Annotated in this window: 19 protein-coding genes; 6 read left to right on the forward strand and 13 right to left on the reverse strand. The window is 29.4% G+C overall.

Features of this window, described 5'->3' with window-relative positions; all coding sequences use genetic code 11:
* The first annotated feature begins 1 nt into the window (after position 1).
* From purU to NAMH_RS06195, 5 genes are read left to right on the forward strand one after another with little or no spacing between them, the layout of a single operon-like run.
* Positions 2 to 829 carry a formyltetrahydrofolate deformylase gene (gene purU, locus NAMH_RS06175; protein ID WP_012663803.1) on the forward strand — a complete coding sequence of 276 codons (828 nt, stop codon included), beginning with the start codon at positions 2 to 4 and terminating at the stop codon, positions 827 to 829.
* A 10-nt stretch (positions 830 to 839) separates the two neighbouring features.
* Positions 840 to 977 (forward strand): hypothetical protein, encoded by a 138-nt coding sequence (locus NAMH_RS06180; RefSeq protein ID WP_015902426.1) that lies wholly within the window; start codon positions 840 to 842, stop codon positions 975 to 977.
* Entirely contained in the window at positions 970 to 1428 is a 459-nt protein-coding gene (locus tag NAMH_RS06185; RefSeq protein ID WP_015902258.1) for a tRNA (cytidine(34)-2'-O)-methyltransferase, read from the forward strand. The genes NAMH_RS06180 and NAMH_RS06185 overlap by 8 nt, the downstream gene beginning before the upstream one ends.
* On the forward strand, positions 1425 to 1910 hold the full coding sequence (locus NAMH_RS06190; protein WP_012663832.1) for a hypothetical protein: 486 nt from the start codon (positions 1425 to 1427) through the stop codon (positions 1908 to 1910). The genes NAMH_RS06185 and NAMH_RS06190 overlap by 4 nt, the downstream gene beginning before the upstream one ends.
* Positions 1911 to 2264: a nitrous oxide-stimulated promoter family protein gene (locus NAMH_RS06195; RefSeq protein WP_012663578.1), complete on the forward strand. Its 354-nt coding sequence runs from the start codon at positions 1911 to 1913 to the stop codon at positions 2262 to 2264.
* On the opposite strand, the gene NAMH_RS06200 is transcribed toward NAMH_RS06195, so the two are convergent.
* Entirely contained in the window at positions 2251 to 3168 is a 918-nt protein-coding gene (locus NAMH_RS06200) for a DNA polymerase III subunit delta (protein WP_015901932.1), read from the reverse strand. The two genes, NAMH_RS06195 and NAMH_RS06200, sit on opposite strands and share 14 nt — an antisense overlap.
* A gap of 47 nt (positions 3169 to 3215) precedes the next feature.
* Between NAMH_RS06200 and NAMH_RS06205 the strand changes: the two genes are divergently transcribed.
* The gene (locus tag NAMH_RS06205) at positions 3216 to 4424 is read left to right on the forward strand and encodes an OmpP1/FadL family transporter (protein ID WP_015902707.1); all 1209 of its coding nucleotides are present in this window, start codon (positions 3216 to 3218) and stop codon (positions 4422 to 4424) included.
* Between the two features lie 70 nt (positions 4425 to 4494).
* Here NAMH_RS06205 and NAMH_RS06210 read toward each other — a convergent pair whose 3' ends face one another.
* From NAMH_RS06210 to rplI, 12 genes are read right to left on the reverse strand one after another with little or no spacing between them, the layout of a single operon-like run.
* Positions 4495 to 6453: a ribonuclease R family protein gene (locus NAMH_RS06210; protein WP_012663965.1), complete on the reverse strand. Its 1959-nt coding sequence runs from the start codon at positions 6451 to 6453 to the stop codon at positions 4495 to 4497.
* 2 nt (positions 6454 to 6455) lie between these two features.
* Complete coding sequence (locus tag NAMH_RS06215) at positions 6456 to 7247, reverse strand: HDOD domain-containing protein (RefSeq protein ID WP_012663477.1); 792 nt, start codon at positions 7245 to 7247, stop codon at positions 6456 to 6458.
* Positions 7240 to 8046 carry a tetratricopeptide repeat protein gene (locus tag NAMH_RS06220; RefSeq protein ID WP_015901931.1) on the reverse strand — a complete coding sequence of 269 codons (807 nt, stop codon included), beginning with the start codon at positions 8044 to 8046 and terminating at the stop codon, positions 7240 to 7242. Before NAMH_RS06220 ends, NAMH_RS06215 begins: the two co-directional genes overlap by 8 nt.
* On the reverse strand, positions 8039 to 8776 hold the full coding sequence (locus tag NAMH_RS06225; protein WP_015901757.1) for an ATPase, T2SS/T4P/T4SS family: 738 nt from the start codon (positions 8774 to 8776) through the stop codon (positions 8039 to 8041). The genes NAMH_RS06220 and NAMH_RS06225 overlap by 8 nt, the downstream gene beginning before the upstream one ends.
* Positions 8760 to 10097, reverse strand: coding sequence for a secretin and TonB N-terminal domain-containing protein (locus tag NAMH_RS06230; protein ID WP_015902516.1), 1338 nt, complete (start codon positions 10095 to 10097; stop codon positions 8760 to 8762). The genes NAMH_RS06225 and NAMH_RS06230 overlap by 17 nt, the downstream gene beginning before the upstream one ends.
* Positions 10094 to 10534 (reverse strand): hypothetical protein, encoded by a 441-nt coding sequence (locus NAMH_RS06235; protein WP_015901771.1) that lies wholly within the window; start codon positions 10532 to 10534, stop codon positions 10094 to 10096. The genes NAMH_RS06230 and NAMH_RS06235 overlap by 4 nt, the downstream gene beginning before the upstream one ends.
* The gene (locus NAMH_RS06240) at positions 10531 to 11142 is read right to left on the reverse strand and encodes a hypothetical protein (protein ID WP_015902701.1); all 612 of its coding nucleotides are present in this window, start codon (positions 11140 to 11142) and stop codon (positions 10531 to 10533) included. The genes NAMH_RS06235 and NAMH_RS06240 overlap by 4 nt, the downstream gene beginning before the upstream one ends.
* The gene (locus NAMH_RS06245; RefSeq protein WP_015901903.1) at positions 11139 to 12707 is read right to left on the reverse strand and encodes a hypothetical protein; all 1569 of its coding nucleotides are present in this window, start codon (positions 12705 to 12707) and stop codon (positions 11139 to 11141) included. The genes NAMH_RS06240 and NAMH_RS06245 overlap by 4 nt, the downstream gene beginning before the upstream one ends.
* Positions 12704 to 13585 (reverse strand): GTPase Era, encoded by an 882-nt coding sequence (gene era, locus NAMH_RS06250; RefSeq protein ID WP_015902197.1) that lies wholly within the window; start codon positions 13583 to 13585, stop codon positions 12704 to 12706. Before era ends, NAMH_RS06245 begins: the two co-directional genes overlap by 4 nt.
* A gap of 11 nt (positions 13586 to 13596) precedes the next feature.
* On the reverse strand, positions 13597 to 14910 hold the full coding sequence (hslU, locus tag NAMH_RS06255) for an HslU--HslV peptidase ATPase subunit (protein ID WP_012663542.1): 1314 nt from the start codon (positions 14908 to 14910) through the stop codon (positions 13597 to 13599).
* A gap of 1 nt (position 14911) precedes the next feature.
* Entirely contained in the window at positions 14912 to 15460 is a 549-nt protein-coding gene (gene hslV, locus NAMH_RS06260) for an ATP-dependent protease subunit HslV (RefSeq protein WP_015902203.1), read from the reverse strand.
* Positions 15460 to 15900, reverse strand: a complete 441-nt coding sequence (gene rplI, locus NAMH_RS06265) for a 50S ribosomal protein L9 (RefSeq protein ID WP_012663706.1) — start codon at positions 15898 to 15900, stop codon at positions 15460 to 15462. The genes hslV and rplI overlap by 1 nt, the downstream gene beginning before the upstream one ends.
* Positions 15901 to 15949 lie beyond the last annotated feature (49 nt).

Below are 15949 nucleotides of genomic sequence, written 5' to 3' on the forward strand. Positions count from 1 at the left end.
TATGAAATATACTCTTTTGATTCAATGCGATGATAAAAAAGGGCTTGTTTATAAGATTTCAAAAGTACTTTTTGAAAATGATTTTAATATTGAAACCCAACAGGAATTTGTTGACAAAGAAAATAATAAATTTTTCTTTCGTGCGGTAATTGCCGGTGAAGTAGATAAAGAAAAACTAAAAAACGAAATTTTAAAAGAAGTTCCTTGCGCAGATGTTGAAATTTTCAAAAAAAGAAAAAAAAGACTCTTTTTACTTGCAACAAAAGAAGCTCATGCGTTAGGAGATATACTAATTAAGCAATATTCTGGCGATCTTGATGTAGAAATAATCGGTGTAATAGCGAATAGAAACAATTTAAAAGACTTGGTAGAAAAATTCAACATACCGTTTTACTATATTCCTGCTGAAGGAAAAAGCAGAGTTGAGCATGAAAATGAAATGCTTGAAATTATCAAACCCACAAACCCGGATTTTATAATACTCGCTAAATTTATGAGAATTTTAACTCCTAATTTTGTAGAAGAATTTCCAAACAAAATTATAAATATTCACCATTCGTTCCTCCCTGCGTTTATTGGAGCAAACCCTTACAAACAGGCATATGACAGAGGAGTGAAAATTATAGGAGCAACGGCTCATTTTGTAAACAACAACCTTGATGACGGACCTATAATCGAACAGGACGTTACAAGAGTGAATCATGAAATGAGCTGGGAAGAAATGAGAGTACAAGGTCGTGACATTGAAAAAATCGTACTAAGCAGAGCCATTAAAAAAGCTATTGAAGACAGAATTTTTGTATATGCAAATAAAACAATAATCCTTTAAAAAGTAAAAAATGAAAAATGAAAAATTAGATAAAGAAGAGATTAAATATCAGATTATCAAAGACAGACTAAGAAACATATTTCTTAAAAAGCCTAAATCCGTGGCTAAAATATTCGAACATTTAATTAAAAGGTCTAAGGGTGTTTAATATTGTACTTTTCAATCCTCAAATTCCACCTAATACAGGTAATATAGGCAGACTTTGCGTAAATGCGGGAGCCAAACTTCATATAGTAAAGCCGATAGGTTTTGATATTAGTGAAAAAGCTGTAAAAAGAGCAGGACTCGATTATTGGGACAAACTTGACCTTACCGTCTGGGAAAGTACTGATGAATTTTTAAAACATGTAGATACTTCAAGATGTTTTTTTGCCACCACCAAAACAGATAAGCCGTATTTTGAAGTAGAATATAAACCTGGAGATTATATTATATTCGGAAGCGAAACCAAAGGTATCGATGAAAACATTTTAAGACAAAATTTTGACAACTGTATCACAATCCCGATGACAAAAGAAGGTAGAAGCCTTAATTTGGCCGTAAGTACTGGTATAATACTATATGAAGCTATAAGACAAAATTTTAAAGGCTCCCTATGAACAAAAGAAAGAATGAAGCTTTAAATCAATATTTACTTGATGAAAAAGAATTCAAAATATTCATTTCTTTAAAAAAGAGACTTGAAGAATATTTGGAAGTATTAAATTATTTATATGAAATAAAAAAAATTAAATACACAATGATAATTATTAAATCTTCTGAAAAAAGTATAAAAGAAACATTAAACTACATAAGGAAAACAGATATTTTTTTAAAAATCCCATATACCCAAAATCATTATATAATAATTTTACAAAACACCGAATGTAAATCCGCCGTTCAATTCGGTAGCAGACTTACAAGTCTTATAAACAGAACGTTTATGTTGAATAAAAAAAACATAACCCATAAAGTCTCTTTAATTTCTTTTGAAAAAATACCGCCTAAATCAATAGATGTCTGTTATGAAATAATACATATATTAAAAAAATTCAAAGAAAAAAGCAGTGATGACTACTGGGTAGAAATTAAAAGGTTTTAAATGACTACAGAAAAATTCAAAAGTGAAGTTGAAACATTAAATAAGTTCTTTCAAATTTATTGCAATGAAAAACACAACGGCCAGTATATTAAGGATTATAACATTTCATATAAAGAGCTGAATTTAAACTTTTCTGCTAAATTATGTGACGAATGCCACAATTTATTAACATATGCAATACATAGACTTCAAGAATGTCCACACGACCCTAAGCCAAGATGCAGAAAATGCGAAAATCCCTGTTATGAAAAAGACAAATATAAACAAATGGCTAAAATGATGAGATTTGCGGGAATGAAATTGGGCCTTACAAAGGCGGCACAGAGAATAAAAAAAATATTTAAAAAGAATTAAACAGTTTTAAGTAACTTATAGTCTCCCAAAACAATGATTCTTTATTTTTATCGCTGTTTCTCATTTCAAGTTCTTTATTTAAAAGAAATTTTAATAATTCATAATAATCTTTCTCTTTAAATTTTATTGCAAGTTCAACTCTTTGTTTGTTTATATGTATAGGAAGCTTATATCCTAAAAGCCCCTCTAATGTTGAAGCTCCTGTTTTTTTTATATATAAATTATACATATATAAATCCCTCACAAACCTTATAAGTGCGGGGATTATTCTTTTAAAATCATTGGTTTCCAAAAAAAACTCCAATTCTCCATTGAAATCTTTTCCGTTTAAAATTAAATTAAAAAGTTCTTCAAAACTTTCTTCTTTATATTCAAATACAAGATTTTTAATATCATCTAAAGATATTTTATTTGAATAGTTTGAAAGTTTCTCAATTTCTTTTTCAATAAAAACACTCTCTGTAGTAGTGGCTAAATGCATTTTCGCTTCTTGGGATATTTCTATTTTATACTTATTGGCAAGAGAATTTATAATTTCCAATATATCTCTTAAATTCGGTTCAAAAAATCTAACAAAATTTTTCCCGAACATTTCTGGTTTCTTATTCCCGTAATAAAAGAAAAAAAGATAACTGTCCTTCGTATGTTTAATCAGCTTATCAATATTCGTGGGTATTTTATTGTGCTTAATTATCAAGACATTTTTCCCACCAAATAAAGATGACTCGCTTAAATGCGTCTTGGCTGTTTCAAAATCATACTCGTCAAAATAGAGTTTTAATACGTTCTCGTCTTTAAATTTTTCAAAAATTTTATTTTCATACTGTTGTAAATAGAAATTATTTCCGAAAAATACACAATAATTCGGAATTTTTGATAATTTATCAAAATCTTTTTTATACATTTTTACCTTTTTTTGTACAATTATACAATAAACTTAAAGGAGAGAAAATGAAAAAAGTTATTGCTTTATCAGTTATAACAGCCACGATGTTACTTGCAAACGGTTATAAAATTCCTGAGCAGTCTTTAAACGGCATGGCTTTAAGTGCAGCTAACGTTGCTAACGCAAACGGTGCAGACACGGCATATTACAACCCTGCCAATATGGTGTTTAATGAAGATAAAAACTCATTCGAATTATTAATGACTTACATTCACTTGTATTCTGTGAAATTCGAAAGCTCAACAGGTGATGTTTACAATTCGAGAAAAGAAGATTTTTTAGTTCCACAGTTTCATTTTGCTTCACGTGATTTTGATGGTTGGAGATGGGGTATATCTGTAACAACTCCTGCTGGTCTTTCTAAAAGATGGGATGACGTAACTCCTGAAGCTACTGCAAAAGAATTCACACTTAAAACTGTTGAGATTAATCCATCAATAGCATATAAAATGAATAATAACGTAGGTTTTGCTTTCGGTGTTAGAGCTGTTAAAAGTGAAGGTATTGCAAACGGTATGAGTGCAGGACTGTATTCAGAATATTTAAACGGTACATCATGGGATTACGGATGGAATGCTGCATTATCAGTACAAAATGATGAAAGAGATACAAAATTCGCTATTACATACCGTTCTAAAATTGATTTAACTCTTAAAGGTGACGCAAGCGGTTATTACAACAAAGTTTTATTAGGTGATTCAGGTCTTGTATCTTTCAATACCCCTGGAAAAGTAACACTGCCTATTCCTGCGGCATTAAATGTTGCGTTAGCAAAAACATTTGACAAAACAACGGTTGAGGTTGTATTTGAAAGAACTTTCTGGTCAAGATATAAAGAATTAAACTTTGATTTTGACGACCCTACAGTAGAATTACTTTTTGGTACTCCAAAAGCGAAAAACTGGAAAGATGCCAACACATACAGAATCGGTTTAACACATCAATGCACTGAAAAACTTACTGCAATGGTTGGTTATGCTTATGATAACACACCTATTCCGGATAGCACTGTTGAATACAGCCTTCCTGACAGTGATAAACATATTTTTTCAGGTGGGATAAAATATAAATTAGATGACAGAATGAGTATAGGTTTCTCTGCTCTTTATACTAAACAGAAAAAAAGAGACGTAAATAATGCTTATGTGGGAACAGGTACATTTAAAGACGGAGGAGCTTTATTAATGGCATTCGGAATGGATTACAGCTTTTAATCCTTCCTTTTCTTTTCAATTGCTCTCATTATAGTGTCAGACGCTAAAATATAAAAGAAGAGTAAAAAGCTTACTCTTCTAATTCAAGCTGTTTAACTTTACCTTTGATTTTAGCCGTTGCAATGTTTGAACTTACTATTTCTATATCAACTTTTTCGAATAGATTATATTTTTTCTTATCTTTTAAAAACACTCTTGCTCCGAGTAAAAGATCTTCAGTGATTTTAGCAATCGGCGGTATTTCCGTATCTTCAATAATACCTTTATAAATTTCATTCAAATGCTCTTTTGCGTATCTGGCATATTTTCTATCATAAAAGTCCCATTCTACTTTCATTGCCTCACGTTCAAGTTCACTTATTTTAACGACAAGAGCTTCAATGTTTCTTAATATAAATTCCATCTGTTTTTTATCATTTCGTATTATTGATTTTAAAAGTCTGTGAAGAGTTAAATCGGAATATCTTCTAATAGGTGACGTAAAATGTGTATATTTTTCAAATCCTAATGCATAATGACCGATATTCTTAGCATCATATCTTGCTTGTTGCTGAGAGCGGATTATAAGTTTGTCAACTTCTTTTTCTATTCCCATCATTTTTGCTTGTTTTTGTATATCTCTTACAACTTTTACAAAATCTTTTTCTTCCACATCAATATTAATTCCCAATGCTGTCAAACTCTCATAAAGTTCGTCTATACTGTTTGATGACGGCTTTTCATGAACCCTGAAAATCCCAAAGTCAATCATTTTTGCTGCAGCTTTATTAGCTAAAAGCATACAATCTTCTATAAGTTTATGAGAAGGTGTTTCTTTTTCAAGTTCAATTTTTTCTATTAAGCCTTGTTCATTTAATGTCATTTTTATTTCATCACTACTAAAATCAAGACCGGTTTTTAAACGTTTTGTTCTGATTTTTTTTACTTTTTCCCATAAAGGCATAAGCCACTCAAGTATTTCATTATCTGTTTCGTCTGTGTTTTCAAATCTGCCGTCTAAAAACTCATCTACCCTATCATAAGAATATTTTCTTTTCGACTTTATTATTGCTTCAAAAAGCTCTTCTTTTACAACTTCGTTTTTGTTATTTAACTTAATCTTAAAAACAAATGCAAGTCTGTCTTCCTGTTCTTTAAGCGAACAAATATTTTCACTTAACTGTCTTGGAAGCATAGGTATGGATTTATGTGGAAAATAGATACTAAATCCTCTCTCTTTTGCTTCTTTATCTATATTTCCGTTAAGATAAACATATTCACTTACATCTGCAATTGCAACATAAAGTTCGTTTTTTTCTTTATCAAAATATATTGCGTCATCATGGTCTTTTGCTGTAGGAGGATCAATAGTACAAAAAGACAAGTCCGTTAAATCTACACGGTTTGGATAAAACTCTTTTTCAACATAATCCCCGTAAGCTTCAGCTTCTGCTATGGCTTTTTTACTAAATTCTTCTTTTTTGTTATATAAAGCTAAAGATATTTTTTCGTCAACCCAAGGATCATCTAAAACGCCCAAAACATCAATAATTTTATTAGTGTAATTATCGACTTTGAATACTGCGCCTTCAGGAAGTTTTTTTAATGTCTTTTTCTTTTCTGCCACATATGTTTGAAGATCAGTTTTAATATTTCTCAAGACGGGGATTTTTTTATTATTTTTATATTCAAATGTCAAATATACTACACTTACACTAAATGCTTTTTCAAGTATATAAACAACTTTTGCTTTAGGTCTGCCTTTTTTATTAAAAAGTTTTTCGGCAATTACCAAATCCCCTCTTCCGGCACCGTTTAAATGCTCGGCTTCAATAAGGTAATCTTTCTCTTTTACTCCCAATGGAGTTAAAAAACCGAATCCTTTTTTTGTTACGTCTACTTTTCCTATTCTGTATTTAGGTTTTAATTTAATTATTTTTGAATCAGTTACTATTCTTAATGCTATTAAATCATTAACTATGTCTCTTTTGTCTCTCGGTATATCTTTAGACGGTATACCTTGTACTAATTTATATGCAAATTCTTTCAATATTATCCTTTTATCAAATCAACAGCTAATTGTAATGCTTCCGTATCTAAACCGTAATTTTCTGCTAATTCAAACGCTTTTTTTACACTTTCGTCATTAAATGGCTTGATCATATCAATCAACGTTTTTAATACTAACAATGCAGCACTCTCGACTTTATAATCACCCTGAGGATTATCAATATGGCTCATTGATTCTATCAAATCATCGCTAAAATTCCAATGTTTGAATATTTCAGTCGTTACTTCTACAGTAGTCGCCCCAATATATTCTTTTTCTAACGCATCCCTATTTTCACCGCTTAACAGTCTGTTTTTGAAACTTTCACTTTTCCCGTCGTTATTTAAAATTAAAGATATTACTACCGCACCCAAATCTATTAAAAATGAATTTGTAGCTAAAATATCTAATTTATTTCTGTCCTTTTTAAACCAGTTAACTGCTACAGCATTTCTTTGAGAAGCTACATCGTGAAATTTAGTCTCATTTATACCGTACGCACTTAAATCAAATTTAAGCGAATTTCTGATTGCGAATGAAATAGCAAACCCTTTAACAGTAGACATTCCAAACAATGATACAGCCTGATCAACATTTTTGATTTGTCTGGTAAATCCGTATAAAGGAGAGTTCGCAGCTTTTAATAAATTTGCTGTCAACATTGGGTCTTCTTTAACGATTTTAATCAAATCGGCAATTGAAGAGTTCGGGTCATTTGTAATTCTTTGTATTTCCAATACACTTTTTGGTAGAGGTGGCAGTGATTTGATTTGATTTAAAATTTTCTCATTCATCTATACTCCTTAGTAATTTATATATTTCGTCATTTTCACCATAATCGTTCAAATAGATTTTTAAAACTTCTTTTGCTTTTATTTTATCATTTTTCTTAAGCAATATTAATGCAAACATTTTCCAACTTTCATATTTGGAAGGATCAATATTGTTTGCCTTTAATGCCCACAATTTTGCATTTTTATAATCATTTTTATCAAAGTAATATTTTGAAATGACCATTGCGGTGTCATATTTCGGTTCTTTATTAAAAGAAGCCACCAATTCATTAATATTAATTTTTTCTTCTTTTATAATCGGAATCACCTTAATATTGTCGGTTTTATTTTCTGTTTTTTTATTTACAGATGATGTTTTTTTTATTTGTACCGGTTTTTGTGGTGTCGTTTGTTTGTTTTCTTGTTTTAACGTATCATCTTCTTTAATCTTAGGCACTACAAAAGACAAATTAGGTGTCTGATTATTCGTTTTTACTTTCGTTTTATTCTGATCTAATTCTTTTTTAACGGTATGGGTAACTGTACTTTTATTATACTCTTTTATTTCATTTTTTGTTTCTTTTTTAGATATTTTTTTTACATTTTTTTCTATAGATTTGTTGCTATCAATATTATTTGCAGTTATTTTTTTAAAATCGACATTTATTTTAGGAGTGTTATCTTTTTTATTTTTATTATTAAGAATTTTATAGCTATACACGCCTAAAATAATTAATATTAAAACTGTAACACTTAAAAAAATATATTTTTTTATTTTGTTTTTATAATATAATTTCTCAAGTTCATCATATCTATGCATGGAATTCCTTAAAATCCATATAGGCCATTTCGATATATTTATTGGAAAGCTTGTCTATATTCACTTTATCAGGATTTTTATTATAAAAATATTCAAGAATATCAAACAATTTAAACATCAGTTGATTTGTTGCTCTTAAAGAACCTTTTGTGTATTTATAAATAAGATTATAATTTTTTCGTTTAAGCATTTCTGCAACATCAATTAAATTAGCTTTTAACAGTTTAGTTTTTATAAAATTTTCAAGCTCTTCACGATTTGCTTTATTTACCTTAAGTATATAATTGATTCTTGTTTGAAAATGTTTTTTTTGCATAAGTTTTTTTATATCGGTATCATGGGTTGCAAATACGATTGTTATATTACCCTTATCAGCATATATACGCAGATTTTCAAATGTGTCTTCTGATAATAATTGAGCTTCGTCAATTAAAAAAATTTGATAATCGTTTAAACTTAACTGTTTTAAAATGGAAAGAATTGTATTAATTTCTAAGTAAGGGTTCGCTATGTAAAAAACATTGTTTTTTTCTTTTAAATGATTATAAACCGATTTTAAAATCATGCTTTTTCCGCTTCCAGCTTCACCTGTGACAAAAATCATTTTTTCTTTTTGATCCAATGCGTTTAATAAATCTTTTTTTGTTTTTTCTACAGCTGAAAGCGGAACATATAACTTCAAATCAACAACGTCTCTAAAGACCTCTTTGGCCTTACTGAAGTTTGCCAAAGCCTAAATCCCTTAATGTTTTTTTCTTTTTAAGATTAATTATGTGTGGTGTTATAACAAACACTAACTCTTTTCTTGATGTAACTTCTTCTCTTGAAGAGAATAGATATTTAATTAAAGGGATTTCTTTTAATACAGGCACACCGTTAACCTGTAATGTTTTATCATTTGTAATTAATCCACCCAATACTAATGTTTGATTGTCTTTTAATTTAACTACGCTTAGCATTGTATTATCTTTTGTATCAGGCGGCATATCTCTTGTTGTATTGCTTAATTGAGTTAAATCTTTAAATGCGCTAATTCTCGGAGCAATACTTAAAATAATATCACCGTTATCACTAATTTGAGGAGTAATATCTAAAACCACACCTACAAATTTAGAATCGATTGTATATTCAGTGTTTGGATTTCCGTTTTGATCTGTTGTAACTTTTGAAGCATATTTATAATAAATAGTATCACCTACACTTATAATGGCTTTTTGATTATTTAAAGTCACCACTTTCGGATTAGACAATGAATTTACATTACCGTTTTGTGCTAAGAAGTTTAATAAACCGACTACACTAAATGTTGCATCGCTGAATACTGACTGAGCACCACCGATATATGTACCTCTTAAAGGCACGTCAGTTCTATTTAATTGAATAGATAATTGTGACCAGTCGATACCGGTTTTGTGTGATTTTGAAAGCTCTACTGTATAAATTTTTACATCAATCAAAACTTCTTTAGTTAATCTATTAAGCATTGTATTAATATATTTATCAATTGCATCTATTTGTTTTTTTGTTCCTGTAACTGTAATTAAACCTACAGTTTTATCAATAATCGGAGGTTTAAATTCATCTGAAGTATTTTTTAATATTGTTTCAATATTATCTTGCACTTTATCCCAGAAATCAAAAGTATACTCATTTTTTACTTTACTGTCTGTCGCGTCAAGATTACTTTCACCCACTCTATTACTTGAAATAAAATCAAGTTTATATGTTTTCGTTTTATAATAACTTATTTCTAAAGTATCTCCGTTTAAAGTATAAAACAGTCCTCTTTTTGAAAGAATCAAATCAAGAACTTGGTTTAGTGTATAGTTTTTAACTCTTAAAAACGGCATTTTGTTTTTAACAGCGTCTTTTGATTCTTTATCATCAAATACAATATTGATATTACACTTTTGTGTAACCAAAAGATCTAAAAACTCTTGAATCGATAATCTATCAGCGGTGTTTATACTGTTTGAATATGTAAACAGTTTGTTTTCGCAATTTGCAAATAACGATAATGCAATAAATAGAATTAATACTAACTTTTTCATTGTTTATCCCTTAACATAGGTATTTTTTTGTTTATTGTTTTATAAAGTGTTTTATCACTACATTTAAATACAGCATCTGTATCAGTTAACTTTGATAATTTACAATCATATATTTTGTCGTTTAAACTTATCCATTTTTTAGTTACAGAAACCAACTGTTCACCTAAATATTCTTCAACCTTTATATACGCTTTATTTTCAAAAATAGATAACAGTGTAATTTTAACACGTTTTTTAATCTGAACATTTTTAGCATTTGGTGTTCCAGGGAAAAATTTTGGCGGTTCATAAAACGGACTTTTTACTTTACTTAAATTTTTTATGTTGAATTCATAATTTATTACTTTATTTGTATACTCCAAATAAATGTCTTTTTGTGTTGTTGCTTCACCAAACATTAGTGTTAACAGTCCGATTAATATTACTAACTTTTTCATTTTTCATACCCATACAAAGTAAATTTTACTTCAAAATTTTTATCTTTATTTATTGAAATATTTTCAATTCTAAGAAGGTCTCTTAAATCCTCATATTGATAAATAAAATATAATAAGTTTTTATATTCACCGTTAACTTTTAAATTTATTTCCATTTTTTTATTAATCAAACCTTTATCATCATTAAATACTTGATTTGTGAAACCTAAAACTTTTAAACCTTCTTTTTTTGCGTTAAATACTAAATTTTTAACAAATTCTCCCCATTTATATTGGTTAAATTCAACAAAATCTAATAAATTTGCCAATTCATCATAAAAATCTTTTTGTTTTTTTAACGCTATTTTTTCCAAAGTTAAATTTTTAATTCTTTTTCTTAATGAAATTATTTGTGCATTTAATACATTTCTTTTTGTTTTTAAGTTTTGTAATTGTGTTTTTGTGCTGTTATAGATATTTAACTGCGTATCTCTGTATTTTTGTGCTTGTGGTAATAAAAAATAAAACACAACAAAGCCGATTAATAGTAAAATCATTGCATAAACCATTACCGTGTCTTTTGCGGATTTTGCGTAAAAATATTCGTCAATTTGAGTTATAAGTTTCATTCTTTTATCCTAATAATGGCGTTGTATTTGTTATCTTTAAATGTGACACCCTCTGTTTCAACATGGAAACCTTTCTTAACTAAATCGTCAATAAAATTAGGGATTTGAGTGTCTTTAAACGAGAATACGTTCAGTTGGAAAACTCCGTCTTCGTAATTGAGCTGATTTAAATACACTTTGTCTTTGTTCATAATTAGTGTTATGTCTACAAGTTCACTTGATTTAGGAATATAAGAATATTTAAATTCATATACGCTTTTAATGAAGTTTTTAGTAAAGGCAATGTCTTTAGAATATTTTTCGCGTTCTTTTAAGATGCTTTTTTCTTGATTTTTAAGCACTCGTATTTGATTACTTAATTTTGCATTTTGAATCGTTAATTTTTTAACTTCTGATTGAAGCTTTTTATTTTCCGTTTCGTATGACATACCATTTAAATATAAATACACAGGATATGCACCCATACCAACTATTGCGGCTGTAAGAATTAAAAACAGCCTACCGCTCGGTCTATAAAAGAATGTAGGTTTTCTTAATTTTAGAGAGAAGTTATATTCTTGATTTTGGTTCTTGTACGCATTGTGCGCTTCTAACATTCCTAAAAATAGGAACGGATTAACGGCAAGTCTATCTAAATTGTATTCTTCATAAAATTCGAATCCAAAAGTATCAATACCAACGATTTTTTGAATATAGTCCTGCAAACCTTCAATATTTCCGTACTCTGAAGTAACATATATTCTGTCAATATCACTTACGTTATATTTTAACCCTACTTTTTCTATTTGAGAGTTTACAATATTTATTAATGATAAAAATTCATCTTGCATAATATCCAGTACTGCTTTTTCAACATTTGAATATTTTAAATTATTGACACCTTTTTTAGTTAACAATTTCTCAAACACACTAATATCAAAATTTTTGATTTTTAGTTTACCGAGTGCTTCATATACTTTATCAAGACCACCTGAAATAGTTACAATACTTAGTAATTCACCTTCATTATAAAATGTTAAAAACACTTTATCATATAAAAACACAACAAATAAATCATTTGCTTTTTGAATAATTTTTTCATCATAAAGAGCTTTATACGCGAATGCTGGAAAAGAAATATAATCGATATAACCTGTTTCTTCAATAATTTCTTTATAACCATTCTCAATAAATCCGGCAGGAACGATTATAACCTCAACAGTTACAATCTTTTCATCTTTCATCGAATCAATAATTTTATATCTTATGATATATTTTTCAGTTTCGTCAACTCCGGCTTCTTCATAAACTTTAGTTTCTATAAAATGATCTAAGTCTACTTTTTCTATTACGTTTTTTTCAATTTCAAAACTATAAAATATTGCATGTTCAATAGGAATATATGTTGAAAGAAGTGCTTTAGATTTTAAAGAACCTCTGTAGATTCTGATAAGTTTTTTCTTAGTATATAAGATAAACCTGTCGTGGCCTTTTACACCGATAACTTCATCAATATTATAATCATACTTTTTTAAAAACCCCGGTTTGAAATTTACATTTAGTTTTTTTAATTCTGGCTTTTTCATAATTCTACCTCATATCCAAGTTCTTCAAGCATTTTTTTGTTTTTACTCCATCCTGGCACGACTTTTACATATAGTTCCAAATATATCTTCTTTCCGCTGAATTGCTCTAAAAGCTTTCTCGCGTATATACCGATTTCTTTTATCTTTTTACCACGTTTTCCGATAATCATTCCCTTTTGAGAATGTCTCTCTACAATAATTGTAGCATATATTTTATCCAAATTGTCAAATTCTTCTAACTTTTCTATTAAAATATCAGTTTCGTAAGGTAATTCGTCGCCTAATTTTTCAAACAATGCTTCTCTTATCAATTCTTTATATATATCTCTTATATGTTCTGTAGAAATAATTTCAGGATCATAATAATAAGGATGTTCAGGCAAGTATTTGACAATTGCATTTAGTAATTCGTCTTTACCTTTTCCTTCCACGGCACTAATAGGTATTACATCTAATGCTTTACCTAACTTTTTATATTCTTCTATTTTTTTTCTGACTTCTTCTTCGGACACAAGATCGGTTTTAGTCAATACGACTATATGTGGAATATTTTTAGTATTAAGTTCCAAAAACCATTCATATCCACTTAAATCATCTCTCACATCCGCCAAAAACAATACAAGATCACTATCACTTAATGCTTTAAGAGCTTCTTTTAACATAAATTTATTTAAAAGTTTTTCTTTTTCGTGAAGTCCCGGAGTATCCAAAAGAATTATTTGATCATCACCGTGCATTACAATAGCGTTTACTCTTTTCCTGCTTGCATTGGCTTTAGGAGAAACTAATGCTATTTTTTCTCCCAACAACCAATTTAATAATGTCGACTTCCCTGCATTAGGTTTGCCAAGTATACCAACAAATCCGCTTTTAGGCATATTAACCTTTCTTATAATATGTATTTAGTAATTTCTTCGCTTTCTACTATATCGTCAAGTTTACTTTTAACATAAGCTTCATCTATTACAAAATCTTTTCCTGCATACTCATCCGCTTCAAAATTAATATCTTCTAAAACTTTCTCTATTACAGTATGTAAACGTCTTGCTCCGATGTCTTCTGTTTTTTCATTAGCTAAAAATGCATATCTCGCAATTTCTCTTAAAGCCTCTTCAGTAAAAATCAAATTAACTTGTTCTACTTCTAATAATTTCTGATACTGTTTAATTAAAGAGTGTTTAGGTCTTGTTAAGATTTGATATAAAGCTTCTTCATCAAGGCTTTGCAGCTCAACCCTCAAAGGAAACCTTCCCTGAAGTTCAGGAATTAAATCACTTGGCTTACTTACATGAAAGGCACCTGCCGCAATAAATAAAATATGATCCGTATTGACATATCCGTATTTTGTATTTACAGTTGATCCTTCCACAATCGGAAGAAGGTCTCTTTGTACACCTTCTTTTGATGGATCCTGTCTTTGATTTCCAGTTGCGGCGATTTTATCTATTTCATCAATAAAAATAATTCCGTTTTCAGCTCTTTTAAGAGCTTCTTTTTTCAAATCTTCTTTACTGATAACCTTTTCTGCGGCTTCTTTTCTTAAAAGCTCTTTAGCTTCTTTTACTGTTACTTCTTTTTTTTCTTTGTTCTTATTAAAAATACCTATTATTTTTACAATGCTTTCTTGAGCTTTTATCATTTCAGGAGGAAGATTGTCATCTCCTTCAGGAAGTTCTTCGATTTCGATTGTTATTTTTAAATGGTCTACTTCACCTTTTTTAACACGCTCTTTCATTTTTTCAAAAGAATGCTGATATTCTATCTGTTTTTGTTCAGGAGCGTTTTTCGGAAGAGGAGGCAGAAGTTTTTTTGTAATTTCTTCTATTACATTTTCTTCTATCTGTTCTTTGGAATTTTCTTCCATTTCGGCTCTGACTAAATTCATAGAGTTATTAACAAGATCTCTAATCATAGATTCAACGTCACGCCCAACAAACCCTACTTCAGTATATTTACTTGCTTCTACTTTTACAAAAGGTAGTTTCATCATTTTGGCCATACGTCTCGCTATTTCAGTTTTCCCGACTCCGGTCGGCCCTATCATTAAAATATTTTTAGGCATAATGTCATCTTGCCATTCTTTTGGAAGTTGCATTCTTCTGTGTCTGTTTCTAAGTGCAATAGCTATTGTTTTTTTGGCATCTTTCTGACCAACAATATATTCATCCAAATACGCAACTATCTGCTTAGGAGTCATACTCATTCTATTCCTTTTCCAATTTTAAAATTTTAATATTATGATTTGTATATATGCATAAATCTGCAGCAATGTGAAGTGACTCTTTTACAAGTTCTTCTGGAGATAAATTAGAATGTTTCACAAGAGCCCTTGCAGCAGAAATCGCATAATTCCCACCACTCCCTATTGCCGCAAGTTCTCCGTCCTCCGGTTCAACCACGTCTCCGTTACCACTTAATATAAATATGTGTTTTTGATTAAGTACAATCATCATGGCTTCAAGACGTCTAAGATATTTATCCTGTCTCCAAGCTTTACCAAAATCAATTACGGATTTGACCAAATCTCCTTTTCTATTTTCAAGATTTTTTTCGAACATATCAAAAAGTATAAACGCATCAGCAGTACTTCCTGCAAAACCGGCTAATACTTTACCGTTATATAATGTTCTAATCTTGGTTGCGTTACCTTTTAATACAGTATGTCCAAATGTTACTTGTCCGTCACCGCCAATAACTGCAACACCGTCTTTTTTATATCCAAGTATGGTAGTGGCTTCCATATTAATCTGCATTATTCACCTTCAACAACAATTTTTAATTTGGCATGTATTCCGTGACCTAATTTAACGTCTACAGTATACTCTCCTACTGTTTTAATCTGTTTCATATCAATATGTTTTTTATCAATTTCTATACCATGTTCTTTTAAATGCTCTGCAACTTCTTTATTGGTAATAGCTCCGTATAGCTGCCCGTTTGCTCCGAGTTTGTGCTTGATGTGTAGTGTTACGCTTTCAATTTTTTCTTTTAGTTCATTAAGTTCGGCAAGCTCTTTTTTTAGCTCTTCTTCTTTTCTTTTTTGTTCTTCTTGCCATTCTTTTATTACGTCATCTGTCGCTAATTTTGCAAAACCTTTAGGAATAAGAAAATTTCTTGCATATCCGTCTTTTGCATTTTTTATCTCACCAGCTTTTCCTAAACCTTTTACATCTTTTATTAATAAAACCTTCATAAAAATCCCTTTTTTTATTTGCATTTTACTAAATTTTAGTTAAAATAGC

The organism is Nautilia profundicola AmH, assembly GCF_000021725.1.
GTDB classification, from domain to species: domain Bacteria; phylum Campylobacterota; class Campylobacteria; order Campylobacterales; family Nautiliaceae; genus Nautilia; species Nautilia profundicola.

Bases quoted from the DNA above. Each gene is read 5' to 3' on its own strand.
- purU (WP_012663803.1), top strand. From the start codon at position 2: ATGAAATATACTCTTTTGATTCAATGCGATGATAAAAAAGGGCTTGTT.
- NAMH_RS06180 (WP_015902426.1), top strand. From the start codon at position 840: ATGAAAAATGAAAAATTAGATAAAGAAGAGATTAAATATCAGATTATC.
- NAMH_RS06190 (WP_012663832.1), top strand. From the start codon at position 1,425: ATGAACAAAAGAAAGAATGAAGCTTTAAATCAATATTTACTTGATGAA.
- NAMH_RS06195 (WP_012663578.1), top strand. From the start codon at position 1,911: ATGACTACAGAAAAATTCAAAAGTGAAGTTGAAACATTAAATAAGTTC.
- NAMH_RS06200 (WP_015901932.1), bottom strand. From the start codon at position 3,168: ATGTATAAAAAAGATTTTGATAAATTATCAAAAATTCCGAATTATTGT.
- NAMH_RS06205 (WP_015902707.1), top strand. From the start codon at position 3,216: ATGAAAAAAGTTATTGCTTTATCAGTTATAACAGCCACGATGTTACTT.
- NAMH_RS06215 (WP_012663477.1), bottom strand. From the start codon at position 7,247: ATGAATGAGAAAATTTTAAATCAAATCAAATCACTGCCACCTCTACCA.
- NAMH_RS06220 (WP_015901931.1), bottom strand. From the start codon at position 8,046: ATGCATAGATATGATGAACTTGAGAAATTATATTATAAAAACAAAATA.
- NAMH_RS06230 (WP_015902516.1), bottom strand. From the start codon at position 10,097: ATGAAAAAGTTAGTATTAATTCTATTTATTGCATTATCGTTATTTGCA.
- NAMH_RS06235 (WP_015901771.1), bottom strand. From the start codon at position 10,534: ATGAAAAAGTTAGTAATATTAATCGGACTGTTAACACTAATGTTTGGT.
- NAMH_RS06240 (WP_015902701.1), bottom strand. From the start codon at position 11,142: ATGAAACTTATAACTCAAATTGACGAATATTTTTACGCAAAATCCGCA.
- NAMH_RS06245 (WP_015901903.1), bottom strand. From the start codon at position 12,707: ATGAAAAAGCCAGAATTAAAAAAACTAAATGTAAATTTCAAACCGGGG.
- era (WP_015902197.1), bottom strand. From the start codon at position 13,585: ATGCCTAAAAGCGGATTTGTTGGTATACTTGGCAAACCTAATGCAGGG.
- hslU (WP_012663542.1), bottom strand. From the start codon at position 14,910: ATGAGTATGACTCCTAAGCAGATAGTTGCGTATTTGGATGAATATATT.
- hslV (WP_015902203.1), bottom strand. From the start codon at position 15,460: ATGCAGATTAATATGGAAGCCACTACCATACTTGGATATAAAAAAGAC.
- rplI (WP_012663706.1), bottom strand. From the start codon at position 15,900: ATGAAGGTTTTATTAATAAAAGATGTAAAAGGTTTAGGAAAAGCTGGT.